Genomic DNA, 18,610 nt, shown 5'->3' with positions numbered 1-18,610 from the left:
CAAGACCGATTTCGGGAGCCGATATGCCCATTCAAGTGCTGATGCCTGCGCTGTCGCCCACCATGGAGAAGGGCAACCTCGCCAAATGGCTGAAAAAGGAAGGCGAGACCATCAAGTCCGGTGACGTCATCGCCGAGATCGAGACCGACAAGGCGACGATGGAGGTCGAGGCAACCGACGAGGGCACGCTCGGCAAGATCCTGATTCCGGAAGGCACCGCCGACGTCGCGGTGAACACGCCGATCGCCACCATCCTGGCCGACGGCGAAAGCGCCGCCGACCTCGCCAAGGTGCCCGCAACTCCCGCGCCGCAGCCGAAGGCCGCGGAGGCCGCGCCTGCTGCCGAAGCCAAGGCGGAAGCGCCGCAGCCCGCGGCGAAGGCGCCGGCCGCGCCGGTCAGCGAGGCGCTGCCCGATCCGGAAATTCCCGCAGGCACCGAGATGGTCACGCAGACCATCCGCGAGGCGCTGCGCGATGCGATGGCCGAGGAGATGCGGCGCGACGGCGACGTCTTCATCATGGGCGAGGAGGTCGCGGAGTATCAGGGCGCCTACAAGGTGACGCAGGGCCTGCTGCAGGAGTTCGGCGCCCGGCGCGTCATCGACACCCCGATCACCGAGCACGGCTTTGCCGGCATCGGCGTCGGCGCGGCGATGGCAGGGCTGAAGCCGATCGTCGAATTCATGACCTGGAATTTCGCGATGCAGGCGATCGACCAGATCATCAACTCCGCCGCCAAGACGCTCTATATGTCCGGCGGCCAGATGGGCTGCTCGATCGTGTTCCGCGGCCCGAACGGCGCTGCCGCGCGCGTCGCCGCCCAGCACAGCCAGGACTACGCGGCCTGGTACTCGCAGATCCCGGGCCTGAAGGTGATCGCGCCATACTCGGCCGCCGACTACAAGGGCCTGCTCAAGGCCGCGATCCGCGATCCCAATCCGGTGGTCTTCCTCGAGAACGAGATGCTGTACGGCCACACCGGCGAGGTACCGAAGCTTGCCGATTACGTGGTGCCGATCGGCAAGGCGCGGATTGCGCGCGCCGGCAAGGACGTCACCATCGTCTCCTGGGCGATGGGCATGTCCTATGCGCTGAAGGCCGCCGATGAACTCGCCAAGGAAGGCATCGAGGCGGAGGTCGTCGACCTGCGCACCATCCGGCCGATGGACACCGAGACGATCATCAACTCGGTGAAGAAGACCGGCCGCGCGGTCACGGTGGAGGAGGGCTGGCAGCAGAGCGGCGTCGGCTCTGAGGTCGCGGCGCGCATCATGGAGCACGCGTTCGACTATCTCGATGCGCCGGTGGCGCGCGTCTCCGGCAAGGACGTGCCGATGCCCTATGCCGCCAACCTGGAAAAACTCGCTCTGCCTTCCGTCGCCGAGGTGGTCGCGGCCGCCAAGGCCGTGTCCTACCGGTAACGCCGATGGCCGGTCCCAAGGAGCAGCCGCTGCCGCCTGACGTGATGGGCCGCGAGGACGCCATCGAGGTGCTGCGCGCCTTTGTCGTCGACGGCGGCCTGTCGATCGCGTTCCAGCGCGCCTTCGAGGAGCCGGACATGTGGGGGCTGATGCTCGTCGACATCGCCCGCCATGCTGCACGCGCCTATGCGCGCGAGAGCGAATACACCGAGGACGAGGCGCTCGCGCGCATCGTCGAGATGTTCGAAGCCGAAATCGCCCGGCCGACCGACATGGGCCAAACCAAACCGCGGTCGCAACAAGGTCACTGACAATGCCGATCAATATTCTCATGCCCGCGCTGTCGCCGACGATGGAAAAGGGCAATCTCGCCAAGTGGCTCAAGAAAGAGGGCGACAAGGTCAAGTCCGGCGACGTGATCGCGGAGATCGAGACCGACAAGGCGACGATGGAAGTCGAGGCGGTCGATGAAGGCACGATCGCCAGGATCCTGGTGCCCGAGGGTACGCAGGACGTGCCGGTCAACGACGTCATCGCGGTGATGGCCGGAGACGGCGAGGACGTGAAGGCGGCGGCCAGCGCCGGCGGTGGCGCTGCCCCGGCGGCCAAGCCCGCCGAAGCACCGAAGCCCGTCGCGCAGGCCGCGCCTGCTGCGGCTCCCGCACCGGCGGCTGCGCCCGCACCGCAGCCGGCCGCAGCCCCCGCAGCGGCGCCTCAGCCGGCCGCGCAGGCCAACGGTCACGCCCGCGTCTTCTCGTCGCCCCTGGCGCGCCGGTTGGCAAGAGAAGCCGGCATCGAACTCGGGCGCATCACCGGCACCGGTCCGCACGGCCGCGTCATCGCGCGCGACGTCGACGAGGCCAAGTCCGGCAAGGGCCTGAAGGCGCCGGCGGCTGCGCCCGCCGCCGCGGGGCCAAGCATCGCACCGTCGATGTCCGACAAGCAGATCCTCGCGCTGTTCGAGCCGGGCTCCTACGAAATCGTGCCGCATGACGGCATGCGCCGCACCATTGCGCAGCGTCTCACCGCCTCGGTGCAGAACGTCCCGCACTTCTACCTCACCATCGACTGCGATATCGGCAAGCTGCTCGCCGCGCGCGAGGAGATCAACGCGTCAGCACCGAAGGACAAGGAGAAGAAGCCGCTCTACAAGATATCGGTCAACGACTTCGTCATCAAGGCGATGGCGGTCGCGCTGCAGAAGATTCCGAACTGCAATGTGAGCTGGACCGAAGGCGGCATGGTCAAGCACAAGCATTCCGACGTCGGCGTCGCGGTCGCGATGCCGGGCGGCCTGATCACGCCGATCATCCGCAAGGCCGAGACCAAGACGCTCTCGACCATCTCCAACGAGATGAAGGATTTTGCCGCGCGCGCCCGCGCCCGCAAGCTGAAGCCGGAAGAATATCAGGGCGGCACCACCGCGGTGTCCAACCTCGGCATGTACGGCATCAACCACTTCACCGCGGTGATCAACCCGCCGCACGCCTCGATCCTCGCGGTCGGCACCTCGGAGGAGCGTCCGGTGGTGCGCGGTGGCAAGATCGAGGTCGCGCACATGATGAGCGTGACCCTGTCGTGCGATCACCGCGCCATCGACGGCGCGCTCGGCGCGGAGCTGATCGGCGCCTTCAAGCAGCTGATCGAGAATCCCGTGATGATGATGGTGTAACGGGCATCAGCCATGTACGTGATGTCAGGTCCGTACGTCCTGCTCGCCGCCATCGCCGTCGCGTTGCTCGTCGCGGTCAACCGCGACCTGATATCGACGATCCAGTTCAGGATCATGATGATCGGCATCGGCGTGCTGGCGCTGGTGTGGTCCGTTGTGCTCGGCGCGGTATGGCAGGAGTACAGATGAATGGCCGGCACGGTTCGCACGCGCTGGCCCTGGATCTCGCTGCTGTTGTCCGCCGCGCTGGTGCTCAATCCGGTCGGGCTGGATTTGCTGCACTCTGCGTTCTTCGCCGGCGAACAGCTGGCGCGGAACATCGCCCAGCCCATCGTGCTGACGGCCCTGGTCATCATGGCCGTGGTGGTCGGGCTCGAATGGCTGGTCAGGACATTGATCGCAAGAAGCCGCGCCCGCGGCGCCACAGGTTGAGTTGAACGGGAGCCGCCATGGCCGACACATCTTTCGACGTCATCATCATCGGCTCCGGCCCCGGCGGCTACGTGACCGCGATCCGCGCCGCGCAACTCGGCTTCAAGACCGCGATCGTGGAGAAATCCTATCTCGGCGGCATCTGCCTGAACTGGGGCTGCATCCCGACCAAGGCGCTGCTGCGCTCGGCCGAGATTTACCACTACATGCAGCACGCCAAGGATTACGGGCTGTCGGCAGACAACGTCTCGTTCGATCCGAAGGCGGTGGTGCAGCGCTCGCGCGGCGTCTCGAAGCGCCTCAACGACGGCGTCGGCTTCCTGATGAAGAAGAACAAGGTCACGGTGATCTGGGGCGATGCGACGATCGATGCGCCCGGCAAGATCACGGTGAAGAAGTCGGCGGTCGAGGCGCCGAAGGGCGCGAGCGGCGAGGGCAGCTATCAGGCCAAGCACATCATCATCGCGACCGGCGCGCGGCCGCGCGTGCTGCCCGGGCTCGAGCCCGACAAGAAGCTGATCTGGACCTATTTCGAGGCGATGGTACCGGAGCGGATGCCGAAGTCGCTTTTGGTGGTCGGCTCGGGTGCGATCGGCATCGAGTTCGCCTCGTTCTTCCACACCATGGGCGCCGACGTCACCGTGGTTGAGGTGCTGCCGCAGATCCTCCCGGTCGAGGACGCCGAGATCGCGGGCCTCGCGCGCAAGCGCTTCGAGAAGATGGGAATCAAGATCCTCACCTCGACCAAAGTGACAAAACTCGAGAAGAAAGCCGACAGCGTCGTTGCGACCATCGACGACGGCAAGGAGAAGCCGCAAGCGGTAGAATTCGAGCGCGTGATCTCGGCGGTCGGCGTGGTCGGCAATATCGAGAATCTCGGACTGGAGAAGCTCGGCGTCAAAACCGACCGCGGCTGCATCGTGATCGACGGCCTCGCCAAGACCAGCGTCCCCGGCATCTACGCGATCGGCGACGTCGCGGGACCACCGATGCTGGCGCACAAGGCCGAGCATGAGGGCGTGATCTGCATCGAGGCGATCAAGGGCCTGCATCCGCATCCGATGGACAAGCTGCTGATCCCGGGCTGCACCTATTGCAACCCGCAGGTCGCCTCGGTTGGCCTGACCGAAGCCAAGGCCAAGGAAGGCGGCCGCGAGATCCGCGTCGGTCGCTTCCCGTTCGTCGGCAACGGCAAGGCGATCGCGCTCGGCGAGGATCAGGGCCTCGTCAAGGTGGTGTTCGACAAGAAGACCGGGCAATTGCTCGGCGCGCACATGATCGGCGCCGAAGTCACCGAGCTGATCCAGGGCTATGTCGTGGCGATGAATCTGGAGACCACGGAAGAGGAATTGATGCACACCGTCTTCCCGCATCCGACCTTGTCGGAAATGATGAAGGAAGCGGTGCTCGACGCCTACGGGCGTGTGCTGAATATTTGACGTTTGGAAGCCAACAAAAGTCCTGTCATCCCGAGGTGCGAGCGCAGCGAACCTCGAAGGGTGCACGGCCCGGATCAAGCAGCGGGGCTCGTCGCCCTTCGAGACGCGCTTCGCGCTCCTCAGGGTGACGGGGAAGACATCACCAAGAACAAGAAGGAAAGTACCTCGTGAAAGACAACGACAACCTCACCATCGAACGCCCGACTTTCGTCACCCACCTCGAATGCGCGATGGAGGGCGATCACTATCCCGCCGACCAGGTCCACAACCTGTCCAAGGCCGGCAAGCCGCTCTTGGTGCGTTACGATCTTGCCGGGGTGAAGAAGGCGCTGACCAAGGACGCACTGGCCCAGCGTCCCGCCGATTTGTGGCGCTACCGCGAGCTGCTGCCCGTGCGCCAATGCAAGGACATCGTCAGCCTCGGCGAAGTCACGACGCCGCTGATCCGGTTGCCGAGGCTTTCTGCCAAGCTTGGCGGCGGCGAGATCATCGTCAAGGATGAGGGGCGGTTGCCGACCGCCTCGTTCAAGGCGCGCGGCCTCGTGATGGCGGTGTCGATGGGCAAGGCGCTCGGCATCAAGCACATGGCGATGCCGACCAACGGCAATGCCGGCGCGGCGCTGGCGGCCTACGCCACCTCCTGCGGCATCAAGACCACGATCTTCTGCCCGGCGGATACGCCGGAGGTCAATGTCAGCGAGATCGAGCTGCAGGGCGCGACTGTCTATCGCGTCAACGGTTATATCGACGATTGCGGCAAGATCGTCGGCGAGGGCAAGGCCAAGGTCGGCTGGTTCGATACTTCGACCCTGAAGGAGCCGTACCGGATCGAGGGCAAGAAGACGATGGGCCTCGAGCTCGCCGAGCAGCTCGGCTGGGACGTGCCCGACGTGATCTTCTATCCGACCGGCGGCGGCACCGGCCTGATCGGCATGTGGAAGGCGTTCGACGAGCTCGAGAAGATCGGCTTCATCGGATCAAAGCGTCCGCGCATGGTGGCGGTGCAGGCCTCCGGCTGCGCGCCGATGGTGCGGGCCTATGAGGCGGGCACCGAGCATGCAGCGCGCTGGGAGGACGCCCACACCATCGCCTCTGGCATCCGCGTACCGCAGGCGATCGGCGACTTCCTCATCCTGCGTGCGGTGCGCGACAGCAAGGGATTCGCGATCGCCGTCGATGACGACAAGATCACCGCGGCGCTCAACGAGGTCGCGCGCGAGGAGGGGCTGTTGCTGTGCCCCGAGGGCGCCGCGACCTATGCCGCCTACACGCAGAGCCTCGCCGACGGCCGCGTCTCGAAGGGCGATCGCGTGATGCTGTTCAATTGCGCCAGCGGCCTGAAATACCCGCTACCGCCGGTCACCCGCACGCTGGACCGGCACAAGCCGATCGACTTCGCGCAGTTCTGACGCCTCATCCGAAGGGCCATCTTGTCGAAAGGTGGCCCTTCAAAAATGATACAACAAAGAAGATTGAGGGAGAGCGTGATGCGGAAGCTGGTTCTGGCCGTGTTGGCGATGTTGGCGTTCACGGGGGCCAGTTCCGCGGAAACCTATCCCGCGCATCCGATCACCATCGTGGTGCCGTTCGCCGCCGGCGGTCCGTCGGATGCGATGGCGCGCATCCTCGGCGAGCGGATGAAGCAGTCGCTCGGCGAGGTGCTGCTGATCGAGAACGTGACCGGAGCGGGCGGCTCGATCGGCGTCGGCCGCGCGGTGCGCGCGGCGCCCGACGGCTACACCGTCTCGTTCGGCCATCTCGGCACCCATGTCGCGAACGGCGCGATCTACAAGCTCGGCTACGACCTCGTCGCCGACCTCGAGCCGGTGGTGCTGCTGCCGAGCAATCCGATGATCATCGTCAGCAAGAACGCCGTGCCGGCGAAGTCGCTGAAGGAGCTGTTGGAGTGGCTGAAGTCGCGGCCGGCGCCGCCGACCGCGGGCACCGCCGGCGCCGGCAGCGGCAGCCATATCGCCGGGCTCTATTTCGAGAACGTCTCCGGCATCAAGCTGCAATACGTGCCGTATCGCGGCACTGGACCGGCGCTGAACGACCTCGTCGCCGGCCAGATCGACATCATCGTCGACCAGACCTCGAACTCGATCAATCAGGTCCGTGCCGGCAATATCCGCGCCTATGCGGTCACCGACTCCAAGCGCGTGGCGAATGCACCCGAGGTCCCGACCGTCGATGAGGCCGGCCTGCCGGGCTTCCACATGACGCTGTGGTCCGGCCTCTGGGTGCCGAAGGGCACGCCGAAGGAGATCGTGGCCAAGCTCAACGCCGCCGCGGTCGAGGCATTGGCCGACCCCGCCGTGCAGAAGCAGCTCGAGAATCTCGGCCTGCAGATGCCGCCGAAGGATCAGCTCACGCCGGAAGCGCTCGGCACCTGGCAGAAGGCGGAAATCGCAAAATGGTGGCCGATGATCAAGGCCGCCAATGTGAAGGTGGATTGAGCACCGTTGGCGATTCAGGCACGCATACGATAAGGACAGCTCATGGAGAAATACGGCGCAGGGGCGATCGTTGTCTCCGCCTATGATCCTAACTGGCCGGCGTTGTTCGATCAGGAGCGGGCGAGGATCCAGGCTGCGCTCGGAGGTCTTGCGCTCGCGGTCGAGCATATCGGCAGCACGGCGGTGCCGGGGTTGCCGTCGAAACCCATCATCGATCTGCTGGTTGGCGTGCTGGATCTCGATGAGGCGCAACATCGCTATGTCGAGCCGATGGCCACGCTCGGCCATACCTATATGCCGCAGTACGAGTCATGGCTGCCGGGCGAGCTGTTCTTCCGCAAGGGACCGCCCGGACCCTGGACCCACCATGTCCACGTGATGCCGCTGTCCCACCCGCGTTGGCAGCAACTGATTTTGTTTCGCGATTATCTCCGCGCCCATCCCGAGGCCGCGCGCGCCTACGCGGACGTCAAGCGCGAACTCGCCTGCACGTCCAGGGACGACATCGCCGCGTATCGCAACGGCAAGAGCGCGTTCGTTGAAGCGACCACCGCTCGGGCGCTGGCCTGGGGCGCCGAGCGAGGCCGGTGATCCTTCGGTCTCACTCAGTCGCGCGGCCACCTGAAATGACGGCGACGCTCACTGCGCCGACGCTGCATTTGTCCCTGGGTCACGACCCGCTCGCCACTGCTCGCGGGCGCGGACTGGCCGAACTGCGCCAGCGTGCTGACGAGCCACGCCACGCCCGCATCCATCATCGCAACTTTTGGCACGACCAAGGTGATGTCAAAGCGGGGCAGGGCGATCGGCGCATCGACGTAGGTCACGCCGAAGCGGGAGCCGTGCATGGCGGCGAACCGGCGTGGAATCGCCGAGACCAGGTCGGTCTCGGCGATGACGGCGAGGGCGAACATGAAATTCGGAACGGTCAGCGAGATCCGGCGCGACAAGCCGCGCTCCGCCAGCGCAACGTCGACGAAGCCATGCGGATCGCCGGAGTGCGAAACCACGAGATGCCGCGACGCGTAGTAGTTTGCCGGAGTGGGATTGGCTGCGAGCGGATGGCCGGCCCGCATCGCGATGACGAAGTCTTCCTCATAAAGCGTGCGCGTCGTGAAGCGTGCGGGGACGTCTCCGAGGGGGATGACCGCGATGTCGATGGCACGGTTGTCGAGCTCGGCGAGCGCGTCGCTCCAGGCGAAGCTCGGTACAGGCTGGCCTTGCCGCGGCAGCAATTGGCGAATGCAGATATCGATGCGCGGCGCCAGCGTGGGCAAGTCGTGGAGCAGCTGCCACAGGAAGACCGATGACGCGCCGTCAGGGGCACCAATCGTGAAGCGGCGTGACGAGCGCGCGGGGTCGAAAGGTTCGACACTGTCGATCACAGCTTTGACGCGGGCGAGTATCTCCGAAATCGGCGCGGCGAGTTCGGTCGCCCGGTCGGTCGGAACGACGCCCGTCGGCGTCTTGAGAAACAAGGGATCGCTAAGCAGCGTGCGCAGACGTCCAAGCCCGTGGCTGACGGCCGACGGCGACAGGTTCAATCGCTCGGCCGATCGGCCGACATGACGCTCCTCCATGACGATCTCGAACAGGACCAGCAGATTGAGATCGGTACGGGAAAGATCAATTTCATTCAGCATGTCGCTGAAATCATATCACTGGATTCAGGTCAGACGAAGTGAGAAGTCTCGTCACGTGCAGATTATCCAAGGCGCTGAAAAAGAGGAATTCTACGATGTTCCATCCAGTGGACGGCGGGGCGGACCGCAACAACGAATCCTCTCAAGGGAGCAGATCGGATCGGATTTGCAGGCGGCTGGCGGTGGCGGCGGCACTCGCGCTGCCGCTGGCAGTTCGCGCTGCGGCGGACGAGCAGACATTAAGCCGTGCGGCGGCACCGAACGGTCCGGCCGACAGCGCTCCAGACGAACTTATCCGGCGCACCGAACAGGCGATGTCAGCGTTCATGCGCGGCGACATGACCACCTATCTCGGCCTGATCAAGCATGGTGACGACTTTAGCTTGATGCAGCCATTCGGCGGTTTCCCCTCGGAAGGATTCGATCCCAGCCCCGAGCACATCGCGAGGCTTGCCGGATACTTCAAGGGAGGAGAAACGAAACTGGAATTGGTGAAGTCCTACGCGTCGCGCGACATCATTGTGCTTTCGATGATCGAGCGACAGCATGGCGAGGTCGGTGGCCTGCCCGACCAGGACTGGTCGCTGCGCGTGACGTTGGTTTACCGTCGGAGTGACGCCGACTGGCACCTGGTGCATCGACACGCCGATCCGCTTGTGCATCGCATCAGCTTGGCACAAGCGGCTGCGCTGGCCCGCGGCTGAAGCCCGCCACATTGCCAGCGAAGCGGCATGTCCGCTGAAGCTTGCCGCTTGTGGAGGCAGGGATTGCTTCGCCGTTAGCGCTCCTCGCAATGACGATTGTGCGAGGCCGTCCGTTAATCTCACTGTGGCGGCGTTGTAGCCGCCGGCTCCGCATTGGTCTCCTGCGTCACGACACGCGCTTCGTTCTTGGCCACCGCGGTTCCGGTGTCATCGAAGCGCACACGATAGACCGCGAAATTCTCCATCACGCGCTGCACGTAATTGCGCGTCTCCGAGATCGGAATCCGCTCGACCCAGTCGACTGGATCGACGTTGGGATCGCGCGGGTCGCCATAAGCCTTGACCCAGTCGCGGACGCGGCCGCGGCCGGCGTTGTAGCCGGCAAACGTCATGATGTGGCAGTTGCGATATTCCGACAGCAGCGCGCTCAATTCGGCCGCACCCATCTGGGTGTTGTAGACGGGATCGGAGACCAGCCTGCTCCAGTCGTAGCTGACGCCGAAACGCTTTGCGGTGTCGCGGCCGGCCTCCGGCGTCACCTGCATCAGGCCGACCGCGTTGGCCGGCGACTTGTCGCGCTGGTCGAATGCGCTTTCGGTGCGCGCGATCGAGTAGGTCATGCTGCGTCCGATATCGGGGGCGATCGGGGTGTGCTTGGGAATGCCGATGACCGGGAAGGCGTAATGGTCGAAGGCAAAGCCGCGGCCGAGCGCGATCTTACCGATCTGCAGCATGGCGCGGGCATCGTTGCGGCGGCCGGCGAGCTCGCCGAGCGCCTCGAGCATTCCGACATCTGTGCTTTCCTCGGCGAGGTCTGCGGCGAAATAGAGCACGATGTCGGGCTCGCCGATCGCATAGAGCATGTCGGCGGCGCGGACCCGCTCGTCGGCGGCGGTGCTGCCGGCGCTCGCTGCCGGCGAGGGCGCGCGCAGCTCGACGCCGTCACGGCCGAGCTTGGCCAGTGCGAGCTGACCGTAATAGGCGGTCGGGTAACGCGCGGCGGCCTGGTAGTCGGCCCGCATTGCCGCGGTGTTGCCGAGTGCCTCGGCGGCGCGGCCGCGCCAATAGGCGGCACGCGCCAGCACGGTCGGATTGGTCTGGCCCTCGTCGATCCGCGCGAAATGCGCCGCGGCGGTCTTGGCGTCGTTGAGATAACGCAGCGCGATCCAGCCGCGCATGAAGTGCATGTCGGAGCGGTAATAGGGGTTGTCCGGCGCCGCCGCCGGGCGGATCACGTCATAGGCGGTCTGGTACTGGCCCTGGTCGAGCAGCTTACGGGAGAGGATGCGACGCTCGCGCCACCATTGGTCGGTGTCCTGCTGCGCCATCGTCTCGGGCGCGGCTGCGATCGTCACGCGCGCTGCATCGTCGATCCTGTTCTTCGCAAGCAGCCACTGGATCCGGCACAGCGTGTAGCCGAGGTCGCTGCGGGCATCGGCCGCCACGTCGTTGAGTGCGTCTTCTGCCTTGCTGGATTGTCCGCGAACCGCGCCGCACGCCTTCACGATCGCCAGCTCGTCGCTGCCGAGCCGCTGCGCCGCGCGCCTGGCGGCGGCGAGGTCCTTGGCACCGATCCGCTTGTCCATGCGCGCGCGATGATCGTCGCGCGTCAGCAGGTCCTTGAATGCGTCATAGGCGTCGCTCTCGGTGCGGTCGGACAAATCCTCCGAGCGCCAGGCCTCGCGCACCAGCTTGGTGGCGCCGTCGCGGTCGCCTTCGGCGAGCAGCGTGCGGGCGAGCGCGAACTTGCCCTTGGCGCTAACAGGCTGATCGAGGGTGAAGCCGTGCACCGTGGCCGGATCGCTGCGCTCCTGCCAGATCCGTGCCTCGGCCCGCCGGCGCAGCAGCGTGACGCTTGGCCAGTCCGGGTTGGCGGTGACGAACGTCGCATAGCGGCTGTAGGGCGCGTTCGACTCGGAGTGGCGCAGTAGATACCACTCGACGAGCTTCCGCCCGACCGGGTCGGTGATCTTCGCCTGGATATCGGTCGCCTCGCTGGTCTTGCCCCTGCGTGCAGCGACGATCGCGTCCCTGATAGTGGCGAGATCGCCGGACAATTGCGGCCCAGCGGGTTTCTCGGGCTCTGATACCTTCGAGGTCTCAGTTTTGGTGCTCGATTTTGTTTTGGCCGATTTGCGTTTGTCGGCGCCGTGCCTGGCATGCCGGCGCTTGCCGGAGGTGCTCTCGCGTGCGGATTTGGCACCGTGCGCCTTCTTGTCGGCGTGGCCGCTCTTGGCCTGGTGCTGGTGATGCGGCTTGGCGGTCGCCTGGACCGGAAGCAGCGCAAGCGCGGCGGCGGTGGCGAAACACGCCAGCGGACGTAGGCAACGGTTCATTCCCTGGCCCCCCTGAAACCATCAGGCACAAACGGAACGCGTTGTACACGGCACAACGGCCGCAAATTACCACTACCCTCGATTCTCGAGTGTTAACGCTGCTGCAACTCAACAGGGAAAACACGGCGAAATATGGAATGTGACGTGTGGAACCCGCGGGAACCGGGGTTCTCTCGGGCAGTGAGGCGCGGCCGCCACACGCATTGACCTATCCCTCCTGGGTTGTATCCTCGCGACAGAACGCGCCGTGGGGGACCGATGTCACTGATAGAACAGCTATTGCCGGCCGGTCGGTCATGACCGCTCGCCTCACCACCATCCATGACGGCGGCCGCTATTTCGAGGGCCCGCGCTGGCATCGCGGGCGGCTCTGGTTCGTCGACTGCATGGCGCGGACGCAGCTCAGCATCAGCCCGTCGGGCGAGCTGCAGCAGCACGCGGCGGTGACCGACGACACGCCCTGTGGTCTCGGCGTGCTGCCTGACGGCGACGTCGTCGTGTTGACGATGTTCAGGAAGCGGCTGCTGCGGTTTAGCGATGGGGCACTGTCGCTCTATGCCGATCTCTCTGAGGTTGCGACCGGCACGATCGACGACATGATCATCGACGAGCAGGGGCGCGCCTATGTCGGTGACCTCGGCTTCAACCTGCCGCCGCCGGAGGGCCGCGGCGCCGTCGGCCGGATCATCCTCGTGATGCCTGATGGCCGCGCCCGCGTTGTCGCGGACGGCTTGCGCTTTCCCAACGGCATTGCGATCTCCTCCGACCATCGTCGGCTCGTCGTCGCCGAAATGGATGGCGCCTGCCTCGCCGACTATGACATCGCGGCGGACGGCAGCCTGCATTTGCGCGGGCGGCTCGGCCGCATCAACGATCCCGACGGCATCTGCCTTGATCGCGACGGCGCGGTCTGGGTCGCATCGTTCACGGAAGATGCCTTTGTCCGGATCGATCGCGATGGTGAGGAGCGTGAGCGTATCGGCGTCGCCGGCCGCCGCGCGCTTGCCTGTGCGCTCGGCGGTGCCGACCGCCGGACGCTGTTCTGCCTGAGCGCGGAGACGTCCTACGAGGAGCTGCGGAAGGGCAAATCGGTGTCGCGCATCGATGTGGTCGAGGTCGATACGCCAGGTGACGGCTATCCGTGAGTTCCTCCCCCTTCGGCAAGACGGTTCGCTTTGGTCTTGATTTTTGTTCTCGTTTCGTTCAGATTGATGCGCTCCGGGAGAGCGCCCATGGACGCCGAGAGCGACCGCGACATCATCAGGCTATGGAACGAGCTCCGCCGGCTGCAGCGGGAGGGGCGTCCGACGGCGCTAATGATCCGCCGGATCGAGAAGGCGCTGGCGGCAAGGGAAACGGCAAGCGAGCAGGCGGCGGCCTGAGGCGCCTGTCTTGACGCGTTTACCCCACGTGAGCCGGTATCAGCTTCGCTCGAAGATGCTCTAGGTGGTGTGGACACTTATCGCATCCATAAGACGATGGCTGCGAGAGTGACGACGGCCAGGTAATTTCGGGCGGTCTTTTCGAAGCGGGTTGCAACGCGGCGGAACTGCTTGAGCTTTGAGAAGCAGCATTCGACGAGATGACGCTGGGCATAGAAATGCTTGTCGAGTGGATATTTGAGCGCCCGTGACGGGTTGTTGGGGATCACGGCGAGCGCGCCTTTGGCGGCGATGGCTTGGCGCAAGTGATCGGCGTCATAGGCCGTATCGGCCATGACGACCTCGGCGGATAAGCCTTCGATCAATGCGGCGGCTTGCGGTGCATCGCCCTTCTGACCTGCGGTAAGCGTGAACCGCACCGGACATCCCAAGCCTCGAACGGCCATATGTATCTTGGTGCTCAGGCCGCCGCGCGAGCGGCCGATCGCTTGATCTTCCGCTTGATCTTCAGCCCCCCCTTTTTGGCGCCGGCGGCGTGCTGATGCGCCCGAACAATGGTGGAATCGACGATCAGATATTCGAAGTCCGGATCATCGGACATCGCCTCGAAGATCCGCCACCAAACACCCTTGATGCTCCATCGACTGAAGCGCCGGAACACGCTGTTCCAGTCCCCAAACACCTCCGGAAGATCGCGCCAGGGAGACCCCGTACGCACGATCCACAGCACACCTTCCACGAACATCCGGTTGTCGCGCCCGGTGGAGCCCTTCTGATCGGGGCGCCCTATGATCAGCGGCGCTATCCGCTCCCACGCCGCGTCGCTCAATACCAAACGGTCCATCACACCCAAGGCGGCCTGGTGGATTCACACTCGAAGTGCAACACTTGGGAGAAGGCCTCGGCGGGAGTTTGGAAGTCAAGAGATTTGCGCGGGGTGTTGTTGTAGGCGTTGAAGGACTGATGGAAGCGGCGGGTCGGGAGGGTTGCGAGGTCGGTTTTGCGCGGGATGAAGCGCCGCATTCGACCGATCGCATTCTCGATGCCGCCCTTCTGCCAGGGCGCGTGCGGATCGCAGAAGAAGGTCTCGATCGCGAGGCGGTGCAGCGCCGTGTGGCAGGCGAACTCGGTGCCATTGTCGAAGGTGACGGTCTGGCACAGGTCCTGTGGCAGGGATGCGAACAAGCGAACGAGATGACGGGCGCCCCCGCGCGCAACCTTGCTGGCGAGGCGGATGCCGAGCAGCAGGCGCGAGGTGCGCTCATGCACAGTCAGGACGGCCTGACCGTATTTGGAGAACATCATCAGGTCGGCTTCCCAATGACCGGGAGTGCTGCGATCGGCGGCCTCGATAGGCCGTTGATCCAAGGAAACACGGCCTTCGATGAAGCTTGCGGGGCTGCCGCCCTTCTTGCCGCGGTAACCGCGCTTGCTCTTGCCGCGCGGCAGATAACGCCGCCAGCTGAAGTCCGAGGTGCGTCGGATCTGGGCGTAGATGAAGCGGTAGATGGTCTCGTGGGAGATCACCTTGCGGCCGTGTTCGCGGGCCAGCCGGCCGGCGACCTGCTCGGGCGACCAGCCCCGACCCAGGCGTTCCAACACCGCACGGCGCAGGCCGGGCTCCCGTTCGAGGCGTACGCCCGTCCAGCGCCGTGCTCGCATCTGTTGCTGGGCATAGCTGGGTTTGTAGCCGACCTGGACGCCTCGATTGCGGGTCAGCTCCCGAGAGATCGTTGATGGCGAGCGATCCAGAGCTGCCGCGATTTGCCGGACCGAGCTGCCATTGGCCGAAAGCCGGGCAATCTCGCATCGCTCGTCCAGGGATAGCTGCTCGTAACTCCGCCCCATCGCAACACCTCCTCAAGGAAGTGTTGCACTTCGTTTGTGAACTCAGGCCTCCCCAAAAGCAGCCTTGAATCTGATTTGCTCCTAAAAGGGAATCCTTAGAGTCCACACCACCTAGCGCCCGCCGTCCGGCCCCATCACCAGGTTTGGCAGCCAGGTCGAGATCTCCGGGAAGAAGCAGAGCAGCAGCACGGCGAACATCATCAGCAGCACGAACGGCAGCGTGCCCCAGATCACCTCGCTCAACGGGATGTCCGGCGCGACGTTGCGGATGACAAAGATGTTGAGGCCGACCGGCGGGTGGATCAGGCCCATCTCCATCACGATCGTCATGACGACGCCGAACCAGATGATGTCGAAATTGGCCGCACGAAGCGGCGGCAGGATGATCGGCGCGGTCATCAGGATGATCGAGACCGGCGGCAGGAAGAAGCCGAGCACGATCACCATCACGAGGATCGCGAACAGCAACTCCCAGCGCGGCAGGTGCATCGCGACGATCGCCTCCGCCGCCGATTGCGAGATGTGCAGATAGCTCATCACATAGGAATAGAGCAGCGACATGCCGATGATCAGCATCAGCATGGTGGATTCGCGGATGGTCGATTTCAGGATCGGCGACAGGTCGCTCGGCTTCCACACGCTGTAGATCACCGCGATCAGCGCCAGCGCCAAGAGCCCGCCGAGGCCGGCGGTTTCCGACGGCGTGGCGTAGCCGCCATAGAGCGCGATCATGACGCCGGTCAACAGCAGCACGAACGGGATCACGCGCGGCAGTGCGCTGAAGCGCTCGGCCATGGTGAATTCGTCGTGCTGCAGGATCGCGGCGTCCTTGCCGGTCGCGTCATAGACGGCGCGCGCCATGGCGTATTCCTTGCGGAAGCGATACACGGCGTAGACGCCGAACAGCGTCACGAGCAGCAGTCCGGGGCCGATGCCGGCGAGGAACAGCCGGCCCAGCGATTTCTCGGCTGCGACGGCGAACAGGATCATCGTGATCGACGGCGGCAGCAGGATGCCGAGCGTGCCGCCGGCGGCGATGATTCCGGCGGCAAAGCCGCCGGAATAGCCGCGCTTGCGCATCTCCGGGATGCCGGCCGAGCCGATCGCCGAGCAGGTCGCGGGCGAGGAGCCAGCCATCGCCGCGAACAGCGCACAGGCGAACACGTTGGCGACGCCGAGGCCGCCGGGCACGCGGTGCAGCCAGGCATGCAGCGCCGAATAGAGATCCTGGCCAGCGCGCGATTTGCCGATCGTCGCGCCCTTCAGGATGAACAGCGGGATCGACAGCAGCGTGATCGAGGCCATCTCCTCGTAGACGTTCTGCGTCACTGTATCGAGCGAGGCCGCCGGCATGAAGATCGCCATGAACACGACCGCAACCGCGCCGAGCGCGAACGCGATCGGCATGCCGGAGAACATCGCAAACAAAGTGGCAAGTCCGTAGGAGATGCCAATACCAAACACGGTCATCGGCGCGCGCCACCGGTCAGCGGAAGGATGATTTGCAAGAGGATCTGCACGCAGAGCAGCGTCATGCCCAGTGCCATCAGCACATAGGGAATGGCGAGCGGCGGCGACCACATCGAGTTGGACACCTGGCCGTCGACATAGGCCTCGTGCGCCAGGGTCCAGGACTTCCAGGCGAAGAAGGCGCAGAACGCGAAGCTCGCGACGTCGACCAGCCACAGCCTGATGCTGTTGGCCCGCGGCGAGAGCAGGCCGACGAACGCCTCGATGCTGACATGGCCGCGCTGGCTCTGCACATAGGCCGAGGTCATGAAGGTGGCGCCGACCAGCAGGAACACGGCAGCCTCGTCCTGCCAGTAGTTTGCCATGTGAAACACGGCGCGGCCGAGTACGCTGTAGCTCAGGATCGCGCAGGCCGCGATCAGAGCGAGCGCGGCGAACACCACGATGATGTTGTTGCAGACTGACAGCGCGCGCTCAAGCATGGCTACGGGCGTGTTGCCCGCGGCCAGGCTTGCGCTTTCGTCTTGATCCGCGACCGGACCATGGATCATGCGGCGACGTCGCTTGCGAGCTTCAGCAGGTTGGCTGAAGTCGCCGTCTTGGCGCCATAGTCCTTCCACGCGGTGTCGCGCGCGATGTCGCGCCACTTGCCGACAATGGCGGCATCGAGGACGCTGACCTTGGCGCCGGCCTTCTCGTAGACCTTGGTGACCTCGGTGTCGTCGTCCTGCGCGCCCTTGCGGCCGAACGCCTCGAGCTCGGTGCCAACAGTGAGGATGATGTCCTGCTGGTTCTTCGGCAGCTTGTCGAAGATCGCCTTCGACATCATCAGCGGCTCCAGCATGAACCAGTAGGAGGCGCCGGCGCCCGAGGTCAGCGACTTCGCGACCTCCTCGAGGCGGAACGAGATCAGGCTGGTGGAGGAGGTGATGCCGGCGTCGCAGGCGCCGGTCTGCATCGCGGCGTAGAGCTCGTTGGACGGCACCGACAGCACGGCGGCACCGGCGGTCTGCAGCACCATGTCCATCTCGCGCGAGCCGCCGCGCACCTTCAGGCCCTTGGCGTCTTCGGGGGCCACGATCGCCTTGGAGCGGCTGGCGACGCCGCCGGCCTGCCAGACCCAGGAGATCAAAAGAATGCCCTTGTCGGCGAGGAAATCGCTCAATGCCTTGCCGACCGGCTCCTTCTTCCAGCGCAGGCCCTGGTCGTAGGTCGTGACCAGGCCCGGCATCAGGCCGATATTGGTCTCCGGCAATTCGCCGCCGGCATAGGGCATCGGATAGAGGCTGAGATCGAGCGCACCCTTGCGCATCGCCGAGAACTGCGCGTTGGTCTTGATCAGCGACGAGTTCGGATAGACCTCGGCGGCGAGCTCGCCGCCGGAACGCTTGGCGATCTCGGCTGCGAACATCCGGCACAGCCGGTCGCGGAAGTCGCCCTTGTCGATCGTGCCGCCGGGGAACTGGTGCGAGATCTTCAGGGTGGTCGCGGCATGCGCGGTGCCGATGCCCATCCGCAGGACGGCGGGAGCGGCGAGGGCGGAAGCGAGGACGTGGCGGCGTGTGAGCATGGTTTCTTCCCCTGAGAGCTTCTTGAGTGGCTGTTAGGCCGGCGCGGCGCTTCAGCTTAGCCGGTCTTCACCTGAACATTCTCTAGTCTGATAGTTCGAGGCGCCCTGATAGTGCGAGCCGACATGTGGCCGCAAGTCCTGGTCGCAAGTCCTGGTCGCAAGTCCTGGTCGCAAGTCCTGGCCGCAAGTCGTGGCCTTGTTGCGGCGCACACTGCGCGCCCGCGTCGCATCGCCACT

18 protein-coding genes and 1 pseudogene are annotated in these 18,610 nt (G+C 65.1%); 12 read left to right on the top strand and 7 right to left on the bottom strand.

Annotated features, from left to right (window positions below; translation table 11 throughout):
• Positions 1 to 23: 23 nt before the first annotated feature.
• From WDM24_RS21770 to WDM24_RS21730, 9 genes are all read left to right on the top strand, one after another.
• Positions 24 to 1,421, top strand: a complete 1,398-nt coding sequence (locus tag WDM24_RS21770; RefSeq protein ID WP_338688553.1) for a pyruvate dehydrogenase complex E1 component subunit beta — start codon at positions 24 to 26, stop codon at positions 1,419 to 1,421.
• Between the two features lie 5 nt (positions 1,422 to 1,426).
• A complete protein-coding gene (locus tag WDM24_RS21765; RefSeq protein ID WP_029080873.1) occupies positions 1,427 to 1,732 on the top strand; it encodes a DUF5076 domain-containing protein in 306 nt (101 codons plus the stop codon).
• Between the two features lie 2 nt (positions 1,733 to 1,734).
• Positions 1,735 to 3,093 (top strand): pyruvate dehydrogenase complex dihydrolipoamide acetyltransferase, encoded by a 1,359-nt coding sequence (locus tag WDM24_RS21760; RefSeq protein WP_338826808.1) that lies wholly within the window; start codon positions 1,735 to 1,737, stop codon positions 3,091 to 3,093.
• 12 nt (positions 3,094 to 3,105) lie between these two features.
• A complete protein-coding gene (locus WDM24_RS21755) occupies positions 3,106 to 3,282 on the top strand; it encodes a hypothetical protein (protein WP_165123727.1) in 177 nt (58 codons plus the stop codon).
• On the top strand, positions 3,283 to 3,525 hold the full coding sequence (locus tag WDM24_RS21750) for a hypothetical protein (protein ID WP_029080875.1): 243 nt from the start codon (positions 3,283 to 3,285) through the stop codon (positions 3,523 to 3,525).
• Positions 3,526 to 3,542: 17 nt separating this feature from the next.
• Positions 3,543 to 4,964: a dihydrolipoyl dehydrogenase gene (gene lpdA, locus WDM24_RS21745; protein WP_338826805.1), complete on the top strand. Its 1,422-nt coding sequence runs from the start codon at positions 3,543 to 3,545 to the stop codon at positions 4,962 to 4,964.
• A gap of 167 nt (positions 4,965 to 5,131) precedes the next feature.
• Positions 5,132 to 6,373 carry a threonine synthase gene (locus WDM24_RS21740; protein ID WP_338826803.1) on the top strand — a complete coding sequence of 414 codons (1,242 nt, stop codon included), beginning with the start codon at positions 5,132 to 5,134 and terminating at the stop codon, positions 6,371 to 6,373.
• A gap of 78 nt (positions 6,374 to 6,451) precedes the next feature.
• On the top strand, positions 6,452 to 7,420 hold the full coding sequence (locus tag WDM24_RS21735) for a tripartite tricarboxylate transporter substrate binding protein BugD (protein WP_338826802.1): 969 nt from the start codon (positions 6,452 to 6,454) through the stop codon (positions 7,418 to 7,420).
• A gap of 42 nt (positions 7,421 to 7,462) precedes the next feature.
• Positions 7,463 to 8,011, top strand: coding sequence for a GrpB family protein (locus tag WDM24_RS21730; protein WP_338826801.1), 549 nt, complete (start codon positions 7,463 to 7,465; stop codon positions 8,009 to 8,011).
• A 14-nt stretch (positions 8,012 to 8,025) separates the two neighbouring features.
• Here WDM24_RS21730 and WDM24_RS21725 read toward each other — a convergent pair whose 3' ends face one another.
• Entirely contained in the window at positions 8,026 to 9,063 is a 1,038-nt protein-coding gene (locus WDM24_RS21725) for a LysR family transcriptional regulator (RefSeq protein WP_338826799.1), read from the bottom strand.
• Between the two features lie 95 nt (positions 9,064 to 9,158).
• Between WDM24_RS21725 and WDM24_RS21720 the strand changes: the two genes are divergently transcribed.
• Entirely contained in the window at positions 9,159 to 9,767 is a 609-nt protein-coding gene (locus tag WDM24_RS21720; RefSeq protein WP_338826798.1) for a nuclear transport factor 2 family protein, read from the top strand.
• Between the two features lie 119 nt (positions 9,768 to 9,886).
• Here WDM24_RS21720 and WDM24_RS21715 read toward each other — a convergent pair whose 3' ends face one another.
• Complete coding sequence (locus WDM24_RS21715) at positions 9,887 to 12,103, bottom strand: lytic transglycosylase domain-containing protein (RefSeq protein ID WP_338826796.1); 2,217 nt, start codon at positions 12,101 to 12,103, stop codon at positions 9,887 to 9,889.
• 296 nt (positions 12,104 to 12,399) lie between these two features.
• Here WDM24_RS21715 and WDM24_RS21710 point away from each other — a divergent pair, with 296 nt between their 5' ends.
• Both WDM24_RS21710 and WDM24_RS21705 read left to right on the top strand, forming a co-directional pair.
• On the top strand, positions 12,400 to 13,248 hold the full coding sequence (locus WDM24_RS21710; protein ID WP_338826794.1) for an SMP-30/gluconolactonase/LRE family protein: 849 nt from the start codon (positions 12,400 to 12,402) through the stop codon (positions 13,246 to 13,248).
• An 87-nt stretch (positions 13,249 to 13,335) separates the two neighbouring features.
• Entirely contained in the window at positions 13,336 to 13,485 is a 150-nt protein-coding gene (locus WDM24_RS21705) for a hypothetical protein (protein WP_338826792.1), read from the top strand.
• Between the two features lie 77 nt (positions 13,486 to 13,562).
• On the opposite strand, the pseudogene WDM24_RS21700 reads toward WDM24_RS21705, so the two are convergent.
• From WDM24_RS21700 to dctP, 5 genes and pseudogenes are all read right to left on the bottom strand, one after another.
• A pseudogene (locus tag WDM24_RS21700) lies at positions 13,563 to 14,338 on the bottom strand (IS5 family transposase).
• Complete coding sequence (locus tag WDM24_RS21695; RefSeq protein WP_338826790.1) at positions 14,329 to 15,333, bottom strand: IS30 family transposase; 1,005 nt, start codon at positions 15,331 to 15,333, stop codon at positions 14,329 to 14,331. Before WDM24_RS21695 ends, WDM24_RS21700 begins: the two are co-directional and overlap by 10 nt.
• Before the next feature lie 111 nt (positions 15,334 to 15,444).
• Positions 15,445 to 16,803 (bottom strand): TRAP transporter large permease, encoded by a 1,359-nt coding sequence (locus WDM24_RS21690; protein WP_338826788.1) that lies wholly within the window; start codon positions 16,801 to 16,803, stop codon positions 15,445 to 15,447.
• Positions 16,800 to 17,354 carry a TRAP transporter small permease gene (locus WDM24_RS21685; RefSeq protein ID WP_338826786.1) on the bottom strand — a complete coding sequence of 185 codons (555 nt, stop codon included), beginning with the start codon at positions 17,352 to 17,354 and terminating at the stop codon, positions 16,800 to 16,802. Before WDM24_RS21685 ends, WDM24_RS21690 begins: the two co-directional genes overlap by 4 nt.
• The gene (gene dctP, locus WDM24_RS21680; RefSeq protein WP_338688515.1) at positions 17,351 to 18,373 is read right to left on the bottom strand and encodes a TRAP transporter substrate-binding protein DctP; all 1,023 of its coding nucleotides are present in this window, start codon (positions 18,371 to 18,373) and stop codon (positions 17,351 to 17,353) included. Before dctP ends, WDM24_RS21685 begins: the two co-directional genes overlap by 4 nt.
• Positions 18,374 to 18,610 lie beyond the last annotated feature (237 nt).

Source organism: Bradyrhizobium sp. 27S5 (assembly GCF_037217225.1).
GTDB classification, from domain to species: domain Bacteria; phylum Pseudomonadota; class Alphaproteobacteria; order Rhizobiales; family Xanthobacteraceae; genus Bradyrhizobium; species Bradyrhizobium septentrionale.
Note: the sequence above shows the minus strand (reverse complement) of the source record. Positions and strands in the feature narration are given on the sequence as shown.